Origin of the sequence: Desulfurococcus sp. (genome assembly GCF_049970475.1) — an archaeon.
GTDB lineage: Archaea > Thermoproteota > Thermoprotei_A > Sulfolobales > Desulfurococcaceae > Desulfurococcus > Desulfurococcus amylolyticus.
Genome location: NZ_JBMFMW010000016.1, coordinates 1 through 17016, shown reverse-complemented (window position 1 = coordinate 17016; position 17016 = coordinate 1). Strand labels below are relative to the sequence as shown.

Annotated in this window: 22 protein-coding genes and 2 tRNA genes; 20 read left to right on the top strand and 4 right to left on the bottom strand. The window is 45.1% G+C overall.

Annotated features, from left to right (window positions below):
• Window positions 1-180: 180 nt before the first annotated feature.
• From ACP5N5_RS02065 to ACP5N5_RS02055, 3 genes are all read left to right on the top strand, one after another.
• Complete coding sequence (locus tag ACP5N5_RS02065; protein ID WP_428132061.1) at window positions 181-471, top strand: helix-turn-helix domain-containing protein; 291 nt, start codon at window positions 181-183, stop codon at window positions 469-471.
• Between the two features lie 12 nt (window positions 472-483).
• Window positions 484-810: a hypothetical protein gene (locus ACP5N5_RS02060; RefSeq protein WP_428132058.1), complete on the top strand. Its 327-nt coding sequence runs from the start codon at window positions 484-486 to the stop codon at window positions 808-810.
• Between the two features lie 345 nt (window positions 811-1155).
• A complete protein-coding gene (locus ACP5N5_RS02055) occupies window positions 1156-1284 on the top strand; it encodes a hypothetical protein (RefSeq protein ID WP_428132055.1) in 129 nt (42 codons plus the stop codon).
• 75 nt (window positions 1285-1359) lie between these two features.
• Here ACP5N5_RS02055 and ACP5N5_RS02050 read toward each other — a convergent pair whose 3' ends face one another.
• Complete coding sequence (locus ACP5N5_RS02050; protein ID WP_428132051.1) at window positions 1360-2853, bottom strand: carboxypeptidase M32; 1494 nt, start codon at window positions 2851-2853, stop codon at window positions 1360-1362.
• Window positions 2854-3205: 352 nt separating this feature from the next.
• Between ACP5N5_RS02050 and ACP5N5_RS02045 the strand changes: the two genes are divergently transcribed.
• The 13 genes from ACP5N5_RS02045 (at window position 3206) to ACP5N5_RS01985 (ending at window position 12683) form a co-directional block, all read left to right on the top strand.
• A complete protein-coding gene (locus ACP5N5_RS02045) occupies window positions 3206-4423 on the top strand; it encodes a M20 family metallo-hydrolase (RefSeq protein WP_428132065.1) in 1218 nt (405 codons plus the stop codon).
• Window positions 4424-4630: 207 nt separating this feature from the next.
• The gene (locus ACP5N5_RS02040) at window positions 4631-6178 is read left to right on the top strand and encodes a proton-conducting transporter membrane subunit (RefSeq protein WP_276814712.1); all 1548 of its coding nucleotides are present in this window, start codon (window positions 4631-4633) and stop codon (window positions 6176-6178) included.
• Between the two features lie 7 nt (window positions 6179-6185).
• On the top strand, window positions 6186-7199 hold the full coding sequence (gene nuoB, locus ACP5N5_RS02035) for an NADH-quinone oxidoreductase subunit NuoB (RefSeq protein WP_428132047.1): 1014 nt from the start codon (window positions 6186-6188) through the stop codon (window positions 7197-7199).
• A complete protein-coding gene (locus tag ACP5N5_RS02030) occupies window positions 7174-8295 on the top strand; it encodes an NADH-quinone oxidoreductase subunit D (protein ID WP_012608621.1) in 1122 nt (373 codons plus the stop codon). The genes nuoB and ACP5N5_RS02030 overlap by 26 nt, the downstream gene beginning before the upstream one ends.
• A 6-nt stretch (window positions 8296-8301) precedes the next feature.
• Window positions 8302-8778 carry an NADH-quinone oxidoreductase subunit I gene (locus ACP5N5_RS02025; RefSeq protein WP_012608620.1) on the top strand — a complete coding sequence of 159 codons (477 nt, stop codon included), beginning with the start codon at window positions 8302-8304 and terminating at the stop codon, window positions 8776-8778.
• Window position 8779: 1 nt separating this feature from the next.
• Window positions 8780-9052 (top strand): monovalent cation/H+ antiporter complex subunit F, encoded by a 273-nt coding sequence (locus tag ACP5N5_RS02020; RefSeq protein ID WP_012608619.1) that lies wholly within the window; start codon window positions 8780-8782, stop codon window positions 9050-9052.
• Between the two features lie 7 nt (window positions 9053-9059).
• On the top strand, window positions 9060-9431 hold the full coding sequence (gene mnhG / locus ACP5N5_RS02015) for a monovalent cation/H(+) antiporter subunit G (RefSeq protein WP_428132035.1): 372 nt from the start codon (window positions 9060-9062) through the stop codon (window positions 9429-9431).
• The gene (locus tag ACP5N5_RS02010) at window positions 9428-9667 is read left to right on the top strand and encodes a Na(+)/H(+) antiporter subunit B (RefSeq protein WP_012608617.1); all 240 of its coding nucleotides are present in this window, start codon (window positions 9428-9430) and stop codon (window positions 9665-9667) included. Before mnhG ends, ACP5N5_RS02010 begins: the two co-directional genes overlap by 4 nt.
• Window positions 9657-10448, top strand: coding sequence for an MnhB domain-containing protein (locus ACP5N5_RS02005; protein WP_428132026.1), 792 nt, complete (start codon window positions 9657-9659; stop codon window positions 10446-10448). Before ACP5N5_RS02010 ends, ACP5N5_RS02005 begins: the two co-directional genes overlap by 11 nt.
• Entirely contained in the window at window positions 10445-10858 is a 414-nt protein-coding gene (locus ACP5N5_RS02000; RefSeq protein ID WP_012608615.1) for a Na+/H+ antiporter subunit C, read from the top strand. Before ACP5N5_RS02005 ends, ACP5N5_RS02000 begins: the two co-directional genes overlap by 4 nt.
• The gene (locus tag ACP5N5_RS01995) at window positions 10851-11351 is read left to right on the top strand and encodes a Na+/H+ antiporter subunit E (protein ID WP_428132020.1); all 501 of its coding nucleotides are present in this window, start codon (window positions 10851-10853) and stop codon (window positions 11349-11351) included. Before ACP5N5_RS02000 ends, ACP5N5_RS01995 begins: the two co-directional genes overlap by 8 nt.
• Window positions 11352-11361: 10 nt before the next feature.
• A complete protein-coding gene (locus ACP5N5_RS01990; protein ID WP_428132017.1) occupies window positions 11362-11700 on the top strand; it encodes a hypothetical protein in 339 nt (112 codons plus the stop codon).
• Between the two features lie 5 nt (window positions 11701-11705).
• The gene (locus ACP5N5_RS01985; RefSeq protein ID WP_428132011.1) at window positions 11706-12683 is read left to right on the top strand and encodes a complex I subunit 1/NuoH family protein; all 978 of its coding nucleotides are present in this window, start codon (window positions 11706-11708) and stop codon (window positions 12681-12683) included.
• Window positions 12684-12740: 57 nt separating this feature from the next.
• Here ACP5N5_RS01985 and ACP5N5_RS01980 read toward each other — a convergent pair whose 3' ends face one another.
• Window positions 12741-13775: a deoxyhypusine synthase gene (locus ACP5N5_RS01980; protein ID WP_048058874.1), complete on the bottom strand. Its 1035-nt coding sequence runs from the start codon at window positions 13773-13775 to the stop codon at window positions 12741-12743.
• A gap of 134 nt (window positions 13776-13909) precedes the next feature.
• Window positions 13910-14022, bottom strand: a tRNA-Met gene (locus tag ACP5N5_RS01975).
• Window positions 14023-14127: 105 nt separating this feature from the next.
• On the opposite strand from ACP5N5_RS01975, the gene ACP5N5_RS01970 reads away from it, so the two are divergent.
• Together ACP5N5_RS01970 and ACP5N5_RS01965 are read left to right on the top strand one after the other, a co-directional pair.
• A tRNA-Arg gene (locus tag ACP5N5_RS01970) sits at window positions 14128-14202 on the top strand.
• A gap of 391 nt (window positions 14203-14593) precedes the next feature.
• Window positions 14594-14938, top strand: coding sequence for a hypothetical protein (locus ACP5N5_RS01965; protein ID WP_428132003.1), 345 nt, complete (start codon window positions 14594-14596; stop codon window positions 14936-14938).
• Window positions 14939-15091: 153 nt separating this feature from the next.
• Here ACP5N5_RS01965 and ACP5N5_RS01960 read toward each other — a convergent pair whose 3' ends face one another.
• A complete protein-coding gene (locus ACP5N5_RS01960) occupies window positions 15092-15343 on the bottom strand; it encodes a hypothetical protein (protein ID WP_428131997.1) in 252 nt (83 codons plus the stop codon).
• A gap of 104 nt (window positions 15344-15447) precedes the next feature.
• On the opposite strand from ACP5N5_RS01960, the gene ACP5N5_RS01955 reads away from it, so the two are divergent.
• Together ACP5N5_RS01955 and ACP5N5_RS01950 are read left to right on the top strand one after the other, a co-directional pair.
• Window positions 15448-15825, top strand: a complete 378-nt coding sequence (locus ACP5N5_RS01955; protein WP_428131991.1) for a DUF134 domain-containing protein — start codon at window positions 15448-15450, stop codon at window positions 15823-15825.
• Between the two features lie 116 nt (window positions 15826-15941).
• A partial coding sequence (locus ACP5N5_RS01950; RefSeq protein WP_428131987.1) for a hypothetical protein occupies window positions 15942-17016 on the top strand: 1075 nt, incomplete at its 3' end.

Genomic DNA, 17016 nt, shown 5'->3' with positions numbered 1-17016 from the left:
AGGACGCCGGCCCCCCAAGCCGGAGATCCCGGGTTCAAATCCCGGCCGCCGCACTCCCCTTTTAAATACCTTTAATTATTGAAAACGCTGGAAACAACATTAGATTCAACTAACGCCGGATACGGGCTCCTACCTGTAGGCTATTGCAAATTTGTAGATAACTTAGATACTTGGAGCATTATGGGCGAGCACTATCTAGGTACAACTGAGTTTGCTAGAATTCTTGATGTGTCTAGGGTTACTGTGATTAAGTGGATTAAGAGTGGTAGGATTACTGTTTATAATGTTAACGGTAGGTGGAGGATCCCGTATAGTGAGGTCGAGAGAGTTCTCAAATGTGTTCAAAGGATTAAGCGTGTAGCGATATACGCTAGAGTATCTAGCAGTACACAGAGGAGTGATCTCTCGATAAACAGGTTGAAGCCCTCAAGCTCTGGGTCAGTAAGAATATTCCTCAAGCAGAGTACATAGTCGTCAGCGATAGTGGTTATCGACAATGTTCACAAGGGTAAGAAGAGGCTGGTTGAGAAAACCAAGAAAAATAATTTGAAGCATAGACTGCACCAGTGGAGTATTGTAAGACTCGTAGAGGTTTTAAACAGTGAGCCAGTACATGTTGTAGAGGTTTCAGAAGCATACCTGGCATCAAGAGACCCGTTCACAGGCAAACCCATAGCAAGATACACCCCCTCTGTGATCCGCATTGCGGTGAGAGGGTGGAAGAGGGTGAAAGTAGCTAAAGTCCTATTGAGACTAGCTAGGCTAGGTAATGGATTAACCCTAGATAGAGACGTTATTTGGAGCTATTAACACCGGGTTAAGATATTTCTCCTCAGATGGGAGCCCCGTGGCGTTGGGCTCGACCGAGCCCCATGCAGTCTAGGTGAAGCAAGTGAGCCCAGGCCAGGGGCTAACCCCGCTAACGGAACTACAAATATTAAGAAGTATTTAAAACCACCATTAGCGGGAAACGCAACTATGAATGGGACCACCATTGCCAGCAGGTCAACCATCGTGTTCTTGACTGTAGAATATTTTCTTTCACCCTGTAATACACCGGGTTATTAAGTTAGTAATATGCCGGTTCCTGGAGTCCTATCCTACCTAATAGAGTAACTCTTTGAAGTCGATAAATAACAGTTTAATAGTGGTAATATGAGTCCTGTGGTGTCTGCTAGATCGTTCAGGAAATCTGCTTCAACACTGAGAAAGCCCGGGCTTGACGCTGTTAGCAGGAGAAGGAGTATTAAGGCAGTATTCGATGGCAAGCTTAGCTCAACTTAGCCTTAGCAGGATTCAATCCCTAAATTTCATCCAGCTTTGAGTATTCTGCGTAGAAAAACTTTAAACTTTAAGAGATTACCCCACGTATTTCTCTTTCAAATATTTCACTAGTGGTTCTACCGAGTATTCCTCCCCGAAGACCATTCTGAGAAGCTCTTTAGGTGGGTATGTCCTACCGTACCTGTGAATCATATTTTTCAACCATTCTCTTATAGACTCGAATTCTCCCCGAGAGATCTTCTCGGATAATTTCAGTTTTCTCTCAATATGGTACCTAAGCTGGGCTGCTATAATGTTTCCTAGAGTGTATGTTGGGAAGTAGCCTATCGAGCCCATACTCCAGTGAACATCCTGTAGAACTCCTTCACTGTAAGTCTTAGGTTTAACGCCAACCAGCTCCTCCATCAGGCTGTTCCATAGTTCAGGCAGGTCACCGGCTTTAACTGAGCCTTCGATCATCAGCTTCTCAAGCCTGGCTCTCAATACTATGTGGAGGTTGTATGTGACTTCATCAGCCTCTGTGCGTATGAGGCTTGGTCTAACAGTATTGAAGTATAAGTAGACTTCCTCAGGCGTGAATCTGCCTACCGACGGGAGATTCTTTCTTAATATAGGATATATGAGCTCTACGAATTCACGGCTCCTACCGATTACATTCTCCCAGAAACGGCTCTGCCCCTCATGAACGCCTAAGCTCGCGCCTTCGGCTAGGGGAGTGTATTTCAAGCCTGGATCGATCTGCAACTCGTAGAGAGCATGGCCAAACTCATGTATAGTGCTCAACAGGCTCCTCTTGAAGTCGAACCCTTCATACCTCGTTGTAATTCTGACATCGTCTAAGCCGATGGATATTGTGAAGGGGTGTGCTGAGACATCAAGCCTAGACCTCTCGCCAATAGGAAAGCCCACAATCTTCAGGACCTCTAAATTGACCCGCTCCATCCAGTCTCTCTCATACCGTTCATCTTCCAATGGGTGTTTCTGAGGGAATCTGCCCTCATGCACGACACTACTCAGCAAGGCTTTCAGCTCTTTAGCCAGGGGCTCTAAAATTCTATCCACGTCTCGCGTGGTCAAACCCTCCTCGTATAAATCCAGCAGAGCATCGTATGGGTGCTCCTTCCAGCCCAAGTAATCCGCTTTCTCTCTCGTGAGCTTGATTATTTTATCTAGGTAGGGCTTGAACTTCTCATAGTCGTTTGCTTCTTTAGCCATCCTCCAGGCATGCATCGCCTCCTGAGTCGTCTTCTCTAGTTCAGCTAAGAGTCTTGGAGGTATCGCCTTCATAATCCTTATCTCACGCTGGAGTACTCGAACAACACCCTTCTCATAATCATTCAACCCCTCTAAGCCACTCGCTTTATCGACGAGCTGTACAAACTCGGGTTTGAGTATTAACTGCTGGGCAAGAAGGCTGAGCTCGGCTCTGGCAATGGCCCTCTCTTCCACTCCTGCCTTAGGCATATAGGTCTCGCTATCCCAGCCCATTAGAGATAATGCATGACCGATGGACCATATCTGCCTATACCTTTCAATTATCTCCTTCACGATCTCGTTTTGGAAGTACATAGCCATAACCACATTATCTTAAACGTGCCCCAACTTATATTCTTAATCCTTAAACAAAAATATAGAGTAAGGAAGGAATAATCGGATTCCAGCCTGTTGCGGGTTCTGAATCCTTTCTGAATTCTTGTAAATATTTTGGACGTGTTTTTATCTTCTTGGTGTCTTGTTTCCAAACGGGTTCCAAATGTTTGGAAACAGCCGGTCTCCTCCCAGTCCTAAAGGAGCTTATTAGCATTATAACTGGAAGCTCCTTCATAAGGATGTCTCTATATCTACTTTTTAATTAGTGTCGGGATCAATGTTGTATATGGTGATGTGATTGCTTGATAAGGTGATCGCTAGAATAGATTCTATGCGGGATGAAATGGCCAGGACTCTCTCCGAGTTGATCAGTATACCGGCCATCGGGCCTGATAATGGTGGTGAAGGCGAGTACGATAAGGCTGCTAGATTGCTTGATATAATCAAGGACTGGGGCTTTACAAAGATAGAGAGGTATGATGCTCCTGATCCCCGTGTTAAACACGGTGTAAGACCCAATATTCTAGCATACTATGAGGGCAGCGATCCCAATGCGTCTAGGCTCTGGATACTTAGTCATCTCGACGTTGTTCCTCCAGGCGATTTATCCAAGTGGACTGTTACTAAGCCGTTTGAACCCGTTATCAGAGACGGTAAGGTTTATGGTAGAGGCAGTGAGGATAATGGGCAGGCAATTGTTTCATCCCTTTACGCTGTAAAAGCCCTCATGGAGCTAGGCGTGAAACCTAGAAGAACAGTGGTGTTAGCCTTCGTCAGCGATGAGGAGACTGGAAGCAAGTATGGCCTGGGATACCTGGTGGAAAAGCATAGGGAGTTGTTCAGGGACAATGATCTCGTCCTGGTACCCGATGCAGGTGTACCCGATGGCTCCTTCATAGAGATAGCAGAGAAGAGCATCCTATGGGTTAAAATAAGGATTACTGGTGCACAGACGCATGCTAGTACCCCGCACAGGGGTATTAATGCCCATGCTGTTGCATCGAGGATCACAAGCAACCTGTACAGGTACCTATATAAAAAATACTCGGAGAGAGACGAGCTCTTCGATCCACCGCTCAGCACTTTTGAGCCGACTATGACGTTCAACCCAAGTAACGCGCCGAACATTATACCTGGAGAATATGGTGTTGTATTTGACTGCAGGATACTCCCTAAGTACAGTATAGATGATGTATTAAGAGATATGAAAAATACTTGTAAAAACACGATACGCAGATTCAAGGGTCTAGCTAGTGGAAAGCCAGGTTTCAATATAGAGGTTCTCCAAAGGCTTGATGCCCCAGCTCCCACGCCAAAGGATAGCGAGATAGTGAGGCTACTTGAAAGAGCTTTAAGGGAGGTAAGGGGGATTCAGCCACGTGTAGGAGGTATTGGTGGAGGAACAGTTGCAGCGCTCTTTAGGAAAATCGGGTTACCTGCGGCTGTGTGGAGCACTATTGATGAAATGGCTCATCAGCCAAACGAGTATGCTAAAATAGATAACCTAGTCAATGATGCCAAGGTAATGGCTGCTCTGATGTTGTATTGATCACCAGCCCGGTTTAAACCTAAACCCGGTCTCCCTAATCAAATCATTTTCCAGGTGCTTCCTAGTTTCGAGTGAGAGCCCAATCTTTTTGAGGGCTAAGAAGGGACAGGGCTTGATAGATTTATGTATGCAATGGTGTATTGGAAACATTTATATATTCCCCATATTTTTAGTTAGACCTGACTAACGTTAGGTTTGGTGAATATAATGCCAGGCAGTTTACCCGTGGAGGCGCTACCAGCTTTAACTGTTTACTTATTGATAGGTGGCTCTTTCACGCTCATATTATTTAAGGCTTTAAAGGTGAGGGCATCTATTCTACGTGTTTACAGTGGTTTGTACCTTGTTTTCGCGGCTGCTTCAGCGTTGCTAATATATCTCGAGGCAAGGAGAGGCGTTTTAATCTATGTCGTTGGAGGCTTTCCCTCATTGATAGGCATAGCTTACGAGGTTGACTTGTTCTCTGCATCGATGGGATTAATCATAGCTGTACTCTCACTGGCTATGTACCCGCTTCTAGGCATCCTTGACTTGAATCTCAACGAGTACACTATGTCTCTCTACCTGGGTCTGGTTGCAGGGCTCCTTGGTGTAACTTATACGGGCGACTTATTCAACTCATTCGTCATGCTGGAGGTCTTCACCATATCTATGCTTGGATTGATTGCGGCAAGCAATACTGTTAGAGCCTACAAAGCAGCATTAAGGTATGGGTTGCTGGCATTTGTAACGGGCCTTATTTACTTCCTCGGGGCTACTTTAATGTATTTTGCTGTTGGAGCATTAAACATGGGTTATATAGCTACATGGAACACCCGGCTCTTTATACTGGGTAAAGCCATATATGCCTCTCTACCTCTTGAAAGCGTTATACTATTCATACTTATACTCATGACATGGAGCCTTATCGCTGAGGAAGCTCTAGTACCTCTACATTTCTGGCTTCCCGAAGCCTATAGCGTGGCTTCTCCAGCTATAGCCGGCCTACTAGCCGGGGTTGGTGAGGCAGTTGGCTATTACTTGCTGCTGAGGCTTTACTATACATTGTACTCGGCGATCCCGGAGCCCGTGGCCTTAATGCTCAGGGTTCTTGGAATGATCACAATAATTGTCGGTGGATTCGGCATCTTATACTCGGATAGATTGCTCAGTATAATATCGTATAGTGTAATACTTGATTCCGGATATATAGCGATAGCAGCATCTCTGGGTCCATCGGGTGTTCCAGTAGTATTAGCATATGTTGTAGCTCACGCTGTTGTGAAACCGCTTCTCTTCATTACTAGTGGATGGGCGGTCTCCAACAGAGGCGGTGATAAACTAGGTGATTTACAGGGAGTCTTCAGGGGAAGCAGAATAATGCAGCTTGGATTTGTGACGGGTGCTGTGGCAGTTATAGGTATACCTCCAACGGTATTGTTCTCAGCAAAGCTGGAGCTCTACATCAACTTATTTAATGCAATGGGCACTGATCCATCACTCCTATTATTACTGATTGTGGCCCTATTGGGAAGCGGGCTAGCCTTAGCCGGCTTCATTAAGGCCGTGTCAGTGACTGTTCTCTCATATAGCGATAACATAGGGAAGCCCAGAGGGGTGGTTGAAGCCTACGTTTTAGTCTTCACGATAATAGTGGTTGCTCTTGGAGTCGCATATAGTATCATGGCCCAGGGATTCATTGAGCCCGCCTCTCAATCACTTATATACGAGAGGTTCAACTACGTTATGAAAGCCCTTTCAGCTATCGGGAGGTGAGTATGAAATGCTTGAGAGGATTGCTAGATGGGCTTACGCTAGAAGCCTCTGGATGATACACTACTGTTCGGCATGTGGAGCAGTAGAGTTCCCGCCATTAGTAATGGCGCCTCTTGACTGGGAGAGATATGGTTATATGCCAACCCCCTCACCACGTCAGAGCGATCTATATATAGGTATGGGTTATCTAACAAAGAAGACAGTCAAACTTGTTTTAAACATGTACAGGCAGATGCCGGAGCCCAAGCTTGTATTAGCCGGTTGCAACTGTACTTCAACAGGTGGACCATACTGGGATAGCTATGCGACATACAAGAGGCTCGATGACTTCATCGAGGTAGAGGGATGGGTACCTGGTTGTATGCCGATGCCCGATGATTATTTATCCATGATCGAGTATGTTAGGAAAGATCTCGGGAAGCGCCCGTTAAACGCTTACGTGTCTAAGATAAAACCAGATGCGTTCAAAAAGATAAGTGAATGGGAGGAGCTTGAGAAACAGTGGAGGAGAGAATACGAGGAGAAAATCAAGGAAGACTCATCTAAGCCCGTAAGCTACGAGTTCAAGGAGACCTACCCCTCATGCTACGAGAAAGACGAGAAATCAAAGATATGTAAGACTAGTGTAAACCCGGAGAAGATCAGGGATGCACTAATGGATTTAAAGAACAAGGGACATGTACTCTTCGTAAATATTAACACGGTAGATTATCCGGACAAGGGGGTCATCGAGGTATACTATGTACTCGAGAACCCCTCTGATGGATCACAGGTATGGGTAAAGACATATGCGAAGAGGGCTAGCCCCGAGATAGATTCAGTCCACGATATATTTCCGCTGGCCAAGTACATTGAGAGAGAAGTATACGAGTTCATGGGGGTAGTATTCAGGAATAATCCCGAATTAAAGAAGTGGATCCTAGACGGTAACTGGGAGGGGCCGCCCCCATTAAGGAAAGATGTTGACACAGCTGGTTTCGTTGTGAAAACAATGTATGGAGGGTATAAGTATGGCAGGTAAAGGTAGACTCGTAGAGATCTACTTTGGTCCGCAGCACCCCGGTGCACCGGGTAATATAGCATTTAAACTAACACTTGACGGTGAAAGAGTAGTCAACGTGGAGACTATACCTGGCTTCCTTCACCGTGGATTCGAGAAAATGATGGAGAATAGAACCTGGGAGATGAATGTTGTTCTAAGCTACAGATTCTGCGTTGAAGATCCCGATCCCCTTGAAATAGCCTACGCTATGGCTGTTGAGAAAATACATGGGGTTGAAATACCTGAGAACGCTAAATATATCCGCATGATACAAGCAGAGTTCTCCAGGATTGCATCCCATCTCTTCTGGTCTCACTTCATAGGTGGAAGCACCGGATTGAGGACACCTGCTTACTGGGCTCTAGTAGCGCGTGAAGAGATATTAAAGTGGTTTGCCAGGTTCGCTGGACACAGGGTCTACCATAATATCAGTGTACCCGGTGGAGTAAGATATCCACTTCCAAAATCCTTTGTAGAAGATACCCTTAGATTAACGAACTTCGTCGAGGAGAAAGTGAGAGATGTTGAGGCAGCACTTTTAAAGAATAATATATTCCGTGATAGAACTAGAGGCGTTGGCAGGTTAAGCAGTAAGGAGGCATTAGAGCTAGGGGTCACAGGACCGGTGCTAAGGGCAGCCGGGTTACCTTACGACCTGAGAAAGGTTACACCATATCTGAACTACGACAAGATACAGTTTGAGGTACCCATAGTACAGAATGGCGATGCATATGATAGAAGTGTCCTGAGGTTCCGTGAGATATATGAGAGTCTGAAAATAATACGTGAGAGCGTTAAAAGAATTGATCCCGAGGGAGGTTTACGCGTTAAACTACCTTTAACTGCTCCACCAGGCGAGGGCATTGCAAGGGTCGAATCAGCTAGAGGAGAATATATGATACACATTATAAGCACCGGGGGGAGAAAACCCTACAGGGTCAGGTTGAAGAGTATGTCGTTACCATTGATGACCACCGTGGTAGAATATATAGTGAAACGCGACGAGGTCACAATAGCAGACTTCCCCATTCTACTCGCGTCACTGGATCCATGTGCACCAGATATTGACAGGTGATAGTGAATGGTTGTAGCCTCGATCTCAAACTCGCTTAAATACCTTTTAAGGAAGCCGTATACGAGGCAGGTTCCCAGAATAGATAAACCGTTTAAGACTCCGGTGACTAGGGGTAGTCATGTACTAGATATGTTAAAGTGTACCGGGTGCTCAATGTGTCAGCAGGTGTGCCCCGCTAATGCTATAGACATGGTTACGGCTGATGGCGATTACCCACAGAATCCACGCAAGAGGTTTCCAAGAATTGATCTCCATAAATGCACATTCTGCGGCCTATGTGTAGAGTATTGCCCATTTAACGCGTTATCGATGACTACTGCTACAGGTTACGAGTTATTCACAGTGGATAAATCAACCCTGTTGAGGCAGCCAATCGAGTTAAAGCTATTGTCAAATGCGAGTATAACCATTACTAAGTCTTACTTCACTCTACCATATAGTAAATCCTATCAACAAGGATCCGGAGATAAGGAGGTGTCGTAGAATGGTTGAATATGGGCTTTTAGAGTTGTTTCTACCATTCATGGCAGGCTTATTTACTACTGCAATGATAATATATTCAGCCAGGGTTCTGACATCGAAGACTCTACCAGACGCTGTTCTAGCTGTGGATGCCTTATCAGTGGATCTAGTGGTGATCCTAGCCATAATAGCGCTATACTACAGGTCGCCACTACTTCTCATAGGTGTAATACCGTTGGCGGCATGGATTTTCCTGCTTGATCTAATTATAGCCAGATACCTATTGAAGAGGTGAATGGATAATGATTGACTTGATCCTGTTCTACATAGGGCTGGGTCTCACAATAATTGGAGGAGTACTCGATATAATAGCGTCAATTGGCTTCTTTAGATTGAAGGACTTCTATATGAGGCTACATGCTGCAACAGTAGGCACTATTGGTGGTGGCTTCTACCCATTGATAGGGCTTGCCATTATAGCTTTGTCACTAGATGTAGACATATATTTCAAGGCATACATGTCTGGAGTCTGCCTAATAGCAGCAGTACTGATAGCTCTTGGAACCCCGGCTGGCTCCCATATCCTGGCTAGGGCAGCCTATCATAGTGGGGAAGCCAAGCCAATTATTACTGTTGATAGATTAAGGGAGGATAAGGGGGGTGACGGGGAGTGATATTTCTCGCAGTCATTAGTCTAACATTAGCATTCATTGCTACACTGGCTGTGTTGAGGGAAAGGGATGTTTTGAAAGCCGTTGTCTACTCTAGTATAGAGTCGGTGTTTTACGCAGTGGCATTATCATACTTCCTTGCACCGGATCTCCTTATAGCATACATCGCCATAGGGCTTGGAGTAAACAGTGTACTGTTTGTATATGTGTTAAGCAAGGGTGAGAGATATGAGGAATAACTATGCATCCATAATAATACCTGTTATTCTATCTATATTGGTAATAGTGGTATTAGTGTATACAGGGCTCGCCAGCTATGATGCACAGATTCTAACCGGGTTAGCCCAGATATATCTAGGTAACGTAGTGTATCCAGGCTCACCGTGGACCTCTATTAGCACCGAAGTGGTAACTAGTGTTATATGGGATCAGAGAGGCTTCGACACGTATTTTGAGACAAGCGTATTATTCCTGGCAATAGTGAGCTCTATGCTTGTTTTGGAGAAAACCAGTATACGTGGGGGAACCTCGGCAAAGGAGATGACTATTATAGTGAGGACCGTGTCAATGTTTGTCGTGCTAATCATAGTGGCGGTCAGTGTATCGATAGCACTGCATGGTCATTTAACGCCTGGCGGAGGCTTCCAGGGCGGCAGCATCTTCGTCATTGCACCGCTTGTAATGCTATTAGTCTTTGGAAGCAGTGTACTCGAGGAGAAGGGATTCACCAATCGTAAGCTACTTGGAGTTAGGTCTCTAGCGGTGTCACTTATATTTCTGCTTGGCCTGGTCCCGGTCATCTATAGTTTACTGGGCTCCGTAAACGCGTATCTCTTCCAGAACCTCTATAAGCCGGGATCGCTGTTCAGCTTCCCCGCGGTAATACAAACCCCGTTTGGACAGGTACTTCTATCCGGTGTACTATTCTGGCTTAACCTATTTGAGTTCCTAGCTGTTTCAACTGGTTTCACTCTAGCATTAATGTATTTAACCAAGGTCTTCGAGGGTGATGCTGTGTGAGCCTTGAAACATATATATGGTACTACATGGTGGCTGTAATAGTGTTAACAATATCTTATTCTCTATACGGTATTGTGACGAGGAGCCACATAGTTAAGAAAATGATCTTCATTACGATACTTTCAGACGCTGTCTACGTCTTACTAGTCTTCATGGGATACAGGATTAATGCATCCATGCCTCCAGTATATCCAGGTGGAACACTGTTGAACCCCAATCTACCTGGGTCCCCTGGTGATATAGAGTCATTTATCAGTAGGTCTGTTGATCCAGTGCCTCAGGTTCTTATAGTTACAGGTATAGTAATAGGTCTAGCTCAGCTCATTTTTCTCTCTTCCATATCATTGAAAATCGCTAAGGCTACTGGCACGCTTAATATTAAGCGTTTAGAGGTGGAGGAGAATGAATAAGTCATCTATTCTGTTGGCTTTATTACTTAGTATAGTAGTCTACCTGGTCTATACAGGGGTATTCGATGTTGTCGAGTTAACATTAGCCATTGTAATCGGCTTGGTTATTGCATATATATTCAAGATGGAACTCACCACCGGGTTGAGAGGGGTATCTATTAGAAGAATCATGCTTGGAGTATACTACTTGATCAAATACTTCACCATCATAGAGGCCAAGGCGCACTGGAGTGTAGTAAAGGTCATCCTCTCCAGGAACATTGATGTACAGCCAGCAATAGTTAGAGTTCCATACAGGGTATCAAGTGATTACGGTGTGGTCTTTATAGCGAACAGTATAACCAATACCCCTGGAACAGTAGTCGTTGACCTGGATCAAGAGAAGAAGGTCTACTATGTACACTGGTTGACACCCACAGATATAAGCGATGAGGGTGCTTATAGGGAGGTCTCCTCTGAGTTCGAGAAATACCTCAGCAGGATATTCGGGTGAGGTGGTCCAGGTGGATATACAGGCATTCCTACTACTCATACTGCTTCAAACAGTTTTTACGAGTTTCATAGTATATATTGTATTTTATGTCTTCTTCCAGAAGGCAATAGCTAGCAGAGTACCTAGCCTCCGTGATGAAGTCACCGAGCTACCTGTAATGGGGGGATTCATAGTAGATAAAGTGGAGGTGCCTTCTATTACGGAGATAGTTGTCGATATATTGAAGAGGGCTTGGGGACGTGGTAGTAAGGTGCTGGAGAGGAGTATTGCATCGTATTTATCGGACTGGTACTTCATAGGGCTTCTACTACTAATCGCATTAGTTGTTGTGTTGCTTATACTTGGGTGATCGATATGATGGATCCAATAATATTCCTTATACAAGCCCTCATATATCCAGGCCTATTATTCGCAATAGCATTCATAATATTTACACAGTGGCTCAGTAGAAAAATCACCGCCAGGATACAGTATAGAAGAGGGCCGGTTTACGTTGGTCCAGCTGGACTACTTCAACCATTAGCTGATTTATTGAAGCTTGTAATGAAGAAGGACCTGGTCAACAAATATAGTTTAAGAGCAAGCCCGCTTATCGTGATATCCATTGTAATAGGTGCATTGATAACGGTGTTCTCGGTAACACCAATCGCGATAAAACCCTTATACGCCGATTTCGATATAATTATACTGTTATACCTGTTACTATTAATACCGTTCGGACTAGCCTATCTAGCCGTAGCTCATCCAAACCCGTATACTGTAATAGGTGCTGGACGCTACATAGCATTATTATTCTCTAGTGAACCAGCCTACGCTATCTCGATGCTTGTACCAGTAATAATCGCATCGAGATACTTTAATGCAGGATATTCGCTCTACCCTACATCACTGGTATCTCCCCAGCTCTGGACTATTAACCCATTGAAAACGCTCTCAATGGTATTGGCATCTATTGCGGGTTTCCTAGGGTTGATGAGTATATTAATGATTAAACCCTTCGATACCCCGGAGGCTGAGTCGGAGCTATACTGGGGTATATTCACTGAGTTAGGAGGCCCTAGGCTAGCTCTTGGATTCTTCGCTAAGTTTGCTGAGAAAATAGTCTACCCATTAATATACGTACTGCTCTTCCTTGGAGGAGCCTGGCCGTTCAACGGTGACTGGATACTGGGAACGCTTGTAATACTGGTTAAGACGACAATAGTATTTGCTGTGTTAACAATAATCGATGCCTCGCTGCCACGTTACAAGCCTGAGCAAGCAGTGAGATATCTATGGAAATACCTCTATCCATTATCAATAATATCCCTTATCTTAGCGCTAGCCCCTTGAAAAGACTAATAGTGAAACAAAGACTTCCGGGGACTTGAGTTTTTACTGGACCCGTGGTCATGGTGGATTATTGAAAAACCATGATAGGTCTGCTGGTCTTCTTCTCCTAATGCCACCATCCACTAGTGCATGAGCTATTATTGGTAAAGCTATTGTAGCATCAACGTAGACTACTTTCTTTTTAGCCTTAGGCGACACCTTGCCCCAGCTCACGGCTTCCTCTAGGGTTGCACCGCTGAGTCCTCCCCACTGTGGTGCATCGGTTGTGAACTGTACAACATACTCTAGGCTCTTGTAATAATCATGTTTGCCTTCCTCGTACTCTCCTATCAAGGTTTGAGCTACTGTTACAAGGTTTACATAGTCCTTTGGTACTCCTCCCCCAATATATATTGCTGAGAGCTTACTAGCCCTTCTACCTATCTCTACTATATGGTAGAAGTCTCTCACCATGTCCAGGATTATCCTGTGTCCCCTCCTATATGCTAGGAGAGCGCCCATACCGTAGCCGCTGTCAACTAGGGCTGGTGAGAACACGGGTACCTTGGCCCTGTATGCTGCAGCTACAATGCTGTTAATTCCTTTTTCATTCAGGTATTTCCCGAATTCGTGAAGGAACTCGGCTGTACTGTAGGTTTTTCCAGCTGGTAGGGTTTCAATAAATTCCTGTATTAGCTTCTCCATTTTCCTATAGTCCTCCTCGTTGGCAACGGTATCGTAGAATCTATCATACTTATATCTGAGGAGTTCTTCATCGTTGACGCAGGGATGTGTCTTATAGTATTTGAAGCCCATGGCTTCATAGATGTCTTCGCTTATTACAGCACCAGTCGAGACCACTACATCAACATATCTCTCCTCTACAAGCCACTTAATGATCCTCCACATACCTGCAGTACTCATGGATCCAGCGAGCCCTAGGAACACGAGGTTATCTTCATCGCTAAACATATCTATAAGGACACGGTATGCCTCGCCTAGACTCCTACCCTGGAACGCTGTATCAGCCATTTCAAGGAGAAGCTCATGTATGCTCCTACGCTTAACACTCAGGCTCTTAACCTCACCCATCACAAAGTACGGGGCACCCATGATCCACGCCTCCAATACAAGAATTACAAAATTATAAAATAAAAATAAAACATGTAGCTCAGACCGCTGAAAGACCCATCACCAACTCAGCATCTGGCGGTCACATCACGGCTTTAGTAACTTAAAGAACAAGATGCCGCCGCCGGGACTTGAACCCGGGACAACCGGATCTCCCCTGGGCAGACCTCGGTACGGACCCGTGAACCCGTATGAGTCCGGCGCTCTAACCAGGCTGAGCTACGGCGGCATCATTTAGTAAACATGGAAAAGCCAGGCTTATAAGCTTAAACAATACGAGCAATAAAAACACTTATAATCCCTAAACAACTTAAAGGATAATGCTGGATGGGAAGGGCCCGTCGCCTAGCCAGGATAGGGCGCCGGCCTCCTAAGCCGGAGGCCCGGGGTTCGAATCCCCGCGGGCCCGCCTTCCCTTTTCAGACACCTGATTAAAAACACTGATAGAGATCGTTCAATGTTCATAATTCCAGCTGGGTTCGGCTTCATAGAGCACTTACAGCTGAAAGCCCGCCATCCAGAGTGAGAGGGGATCAGATATAAGACCTTGAAATAATGTACTCGGAGCTTTGCTTTGAGTGATTGGCATGATGCATCCGCGGATAAGAGTATTCATTATCAATGCCCAGGGTCTACCATGATATATTTGCTCTCAGACTTCCTGGTTTTTATGTCTAGTGTAGTAGGGTTGCCGGAAGACTGGTATCTTGCGCTAAGGGATCTCGGGGGACAAACACTTTATCATAAACGGTGTCGATGCAGCAGAATACTTTATTTAGAGATGATCGGTGTTGAGAAATATGTTGGCTGAAGCAGTAAGCCTAGGGGAGGTTTCTAGGTACAACTACAATCATATTATGGAGAATGTAGAGGCTGTGAAGAACCGGCTTCTCCCTTCTAGAGGTTCCCCAACATACTCAAACAGGTGGTGCTCTAGGCTCAAGGTCTCGAAACCCGAGGAAACATACTCGGAGTACTGTGTTAGGGATAGCGAGTGTATCGTCATAGTAGGCGATAGAGATGTTGAATCCGAGTTGCGGAGCCTGAAACCCCGGTGTTCATGGGAGCAGCATAACCTATGCCTACCCATTGAAACAGTGAAGCACGCTACTACTCCAGGCCGCTTACAAAGCCTTAGGCATTAAAAAGAATCTCCCATACGAGATCTGGTTCTATAGGCTTGGATGCTATATTTGACCTTCGTTAAGAGGCTGGGAGGTTGAAATTATAGAAAAGCAATGAAGCATTTAAAAATATAGATTTAAAAGTATTCGAAGAATTCCTAGGAAGGCAGCATACTACTTCGAGCTCTTAAGCTGGTTAAGCCTATCTTCAATATACTTCAGGGTATCCTGTAGGTATGCCTTAAGGTTCTCTAGGTAAGCTATCTCAGCTTCTCTCGTCATAGTTGGGGTCGCCGAATACGGATACACTGGGGGTGCTCCTCTATACCCCCACCACAGGACCCATCCCGGCCTCATCCATGGAGGTAGATGGCTCCAGGGACCGTGGCCTGGCCAAGGGCTCCAGTAATCTCTCTGCCATCCCATTTGGAACACCTAATTTTGAAATATATTTCAAAGGTTTTTAAACTTAACTCTCTAAATAATTTATAGGCTCTAGGAAATCATTAGTCTAAGCAGGTATAATAGTTATGAACGGGTTTAAAGGCCACGGTTGTAGAAAGGGCTGGAGGGGCGGTAGACCCCCAGTTCCGAGAAGGGTTGAATTCTTTTACGGGAATATCGTTTTCATCCCTTCTACACTATACTCCCCGCATAGCGTGCTCAACGGTATAGTATTGTTCCACGACGAGCTAGAAGCGTTTAGACTAGCCTACCTAGAAGGGTTGAACGTTAGAGAAGCGTCTGCGAGAATGAATGTCTCGGAAGCAACATACTGGAGGATCCTTGATTCTGCTAGGAGGAAGATAGCTGAAGCACTGGCTTATACAAAACCAATCATTATCCTGCCGCAAGAGCCACCCCAGGAAACACCACCTGATATCGAAGGGGATGAGAAAAAATCTTAAAGGATTCGGAAAGAAGGTTTACCTTCTACTACCTGTTTATTGAGAAATGATTATGTGACCAGTGGAGATGAATGCTTATAGAGTAGTAAAGATAGATACTATGATGGGGGATAAGATTGCATCTTAAGGGTGAAATCATTACATGTATTGTTGTAGTGATTATTATAGCTTCCATAATGGCTTTAACTAACCCCTACCATGCCCAGGCATGGGGAGCACCCGGAGTTGAAGTGCTCTGGGTACAATACAGTAATCCCAGCAGCGGCAGTGACGGTCCTTATGTAACATGTCTTGCTAATGATTCATTAATAGTGGTTGGCTACGATTCTATGCCAGGTGGTAAACAATTCAGGATTGAGGCACGAGACCCGTGGACTGGACAGCTTAGAAATAACTGGACATATAACCCGGGCTACGGATACGAGGGATTATGGGATTGTGATGTAATGGGGGGCTACATCTATTCTGTAGGCTACGGATACCCTAGCTACGTTTTGAGAGTTGACCCAGGTTTAACGAGCTATGTGATCGAGAAAGTGGGGGGATGGGCTACATCTATTACTAGTTATAATGGCTATCTCTACGTAGGGGGATTTGACTGGATTGCGGGCAACCAGGTTTTCCGTGTGGAGAAGCTTAACGCAGACCTCAATACGGTTGACACATATATCTCGCAGGGTTCAAGAGATGTCTTCGCCACTTTACACAGTCTAGGAGTAAACCCTGTTACAGGACAGTTATGGGGTGTAGGTTACATCTCTAATCCGGCTAAGGGGATTTTAGAGTGGTGGATCGAGATCGTGGATCCGGAATCAATGACACTGGTTAAAACCATTAGGCCAGGAATACCTGGTAGGGCGTATGCGGTGTTCTTTGATGGTGATGGTTATGCGTATATTATAGGGGACGGGGACTATATAGTAAGGTTTAACAGGAATGGAGACCTCGTTAAGAAGATTAACCTAGGAGTTCTCTCGCTCAGCCTTTATAAGGGTGGCCTGGTAGGCGACCTAGTGGTTGTTGCCGGAGAGGAGAATAATGGTGGCTATTGGAGACATGTAATCTACTTGCTTGATAAGGATTTAAACTCCATTGGTAACAAGACTCTGAGCGGGAGTGTAGACTCGTATATGTATACTGGTAAGCTCTGGATCAATGGAAGCAGGGTCTACCTGGCGGGCTATGATAACC

Coding starts and splice junctions, on each gene's coding strand:
- ACP5N5_RS02050 (WP_428132051.1), bottom strand. CDS start 2,853: ATGTACTTCCAAAACGAGATCGTGAAGGAGATAATTGAAAGGTATAGG.
- ACP5N5_RS02030 (WP_012608621.1), top strand. CDS start 7,174: ATGGAGGGTATAAGTATGGCAGGTAAAGGTAGACTCGTAGAGATCTAC.
- ACP5N5_RS01995 (WP_428132020.1), top strand. CDS start 10,851: ATGAATAAGTCATCTATTCTGTTGGCTTTATTACTTAGTATAGTAGTC.
- nuoB (WP_428132047.1), top strand. CDS start 6,186: ATGCTTGAGAGGATTGCTAGATGGGCTTACGCTAGAAGCCTCTGGATG.
- mnhG (WP_428132035.1), top strand. CDS start 9,060: ATGATTGACTTGATCCTGTTCTACATAGGGCTGGGTCTCACAATAATT.
- ACP5N5_RS02025 (WP_012608620.1), top strand. CDS start 8,302: ATGGTTGTAGCCTCGATCTCAAACTCGCTTAAATACCTTTTAAGGAAG.
- ACP5N5_RS02045 (WP_428132065.1), top strand. CDS start 3,206: ATGCGGGATGAAATGGCCAGGACTCTCTCCGAGTTGATCAGTATACCG.
- ACP5N5_RS01985 (WP_428132011.1), top strand. CDS start 11,706: ATGATGGATCCAATAATATTCCTTATACAAGCCCTCATATATCCAGGC.
- ACP5N5_RS02040 (WP_276814712.1), top strand. CDS start 4,631: ATGCCAGGCAGTTTACCCGTGGAGGCGCTACCAGCTTTAACTGTTTAC.
- ACP5N5_RS02065 (WP_428132061.1), top strand. CDS start 181: ATGGGCGAGCACTATCTAGGTACAACTGAGTTTGCTAGAATTCTTGAT.
- ACP5N5_RS01960 (WP_428131997.1), bottom strand. CDS start 15,343: ATGGGATGGCAGAGAGATTACTGGAGCCCTTGGCCAGGCCACGGTCCC.
- ACP5N5_RS02055 (WP_428132055.1), top strand. CDS start 1,156: ATGAGTCCTGTGGTGTCTGCTAGATCGTTCAGGAAATCTGCTTCAACA.
- ACP5N5_RS02005 (WP_428132026.1), top strand. CDS start 9,657: ATGAGGAATAACTATGCATCCATAATAATACCTGTTATTCTATCTATA.
- ACP5N5_RS01955 (WP_428131991.1), top strand. CDS start 15,448: ATGAACGGGTTTAAAGGCCACGGTTGTAGAAAGGGCTGGAGGGGCGGT.
- ACP5N5_RS01965 (WP_428132003.1), top strand. CDS start 14,594: ATGTTGGCTGAAGCAGTAAGCCTAGGGGAGGTTTCTAGGTACAACTAC.
- ACP5N5_RS02020 (WP_012608619.1), top strand. CDS start 8,780: ATGGTTGAATATGGGCTTTTAGAGTTGTTTCTACCATTCATGGCAGGC.
- ACP5N5_RS01980 (WP_048058874.1), bottom strand. CDS start 13,775: ATGGGTGCCCCGTACTTTGTGATGGGTGAGGTTAAGAGCCTGAGTGTT.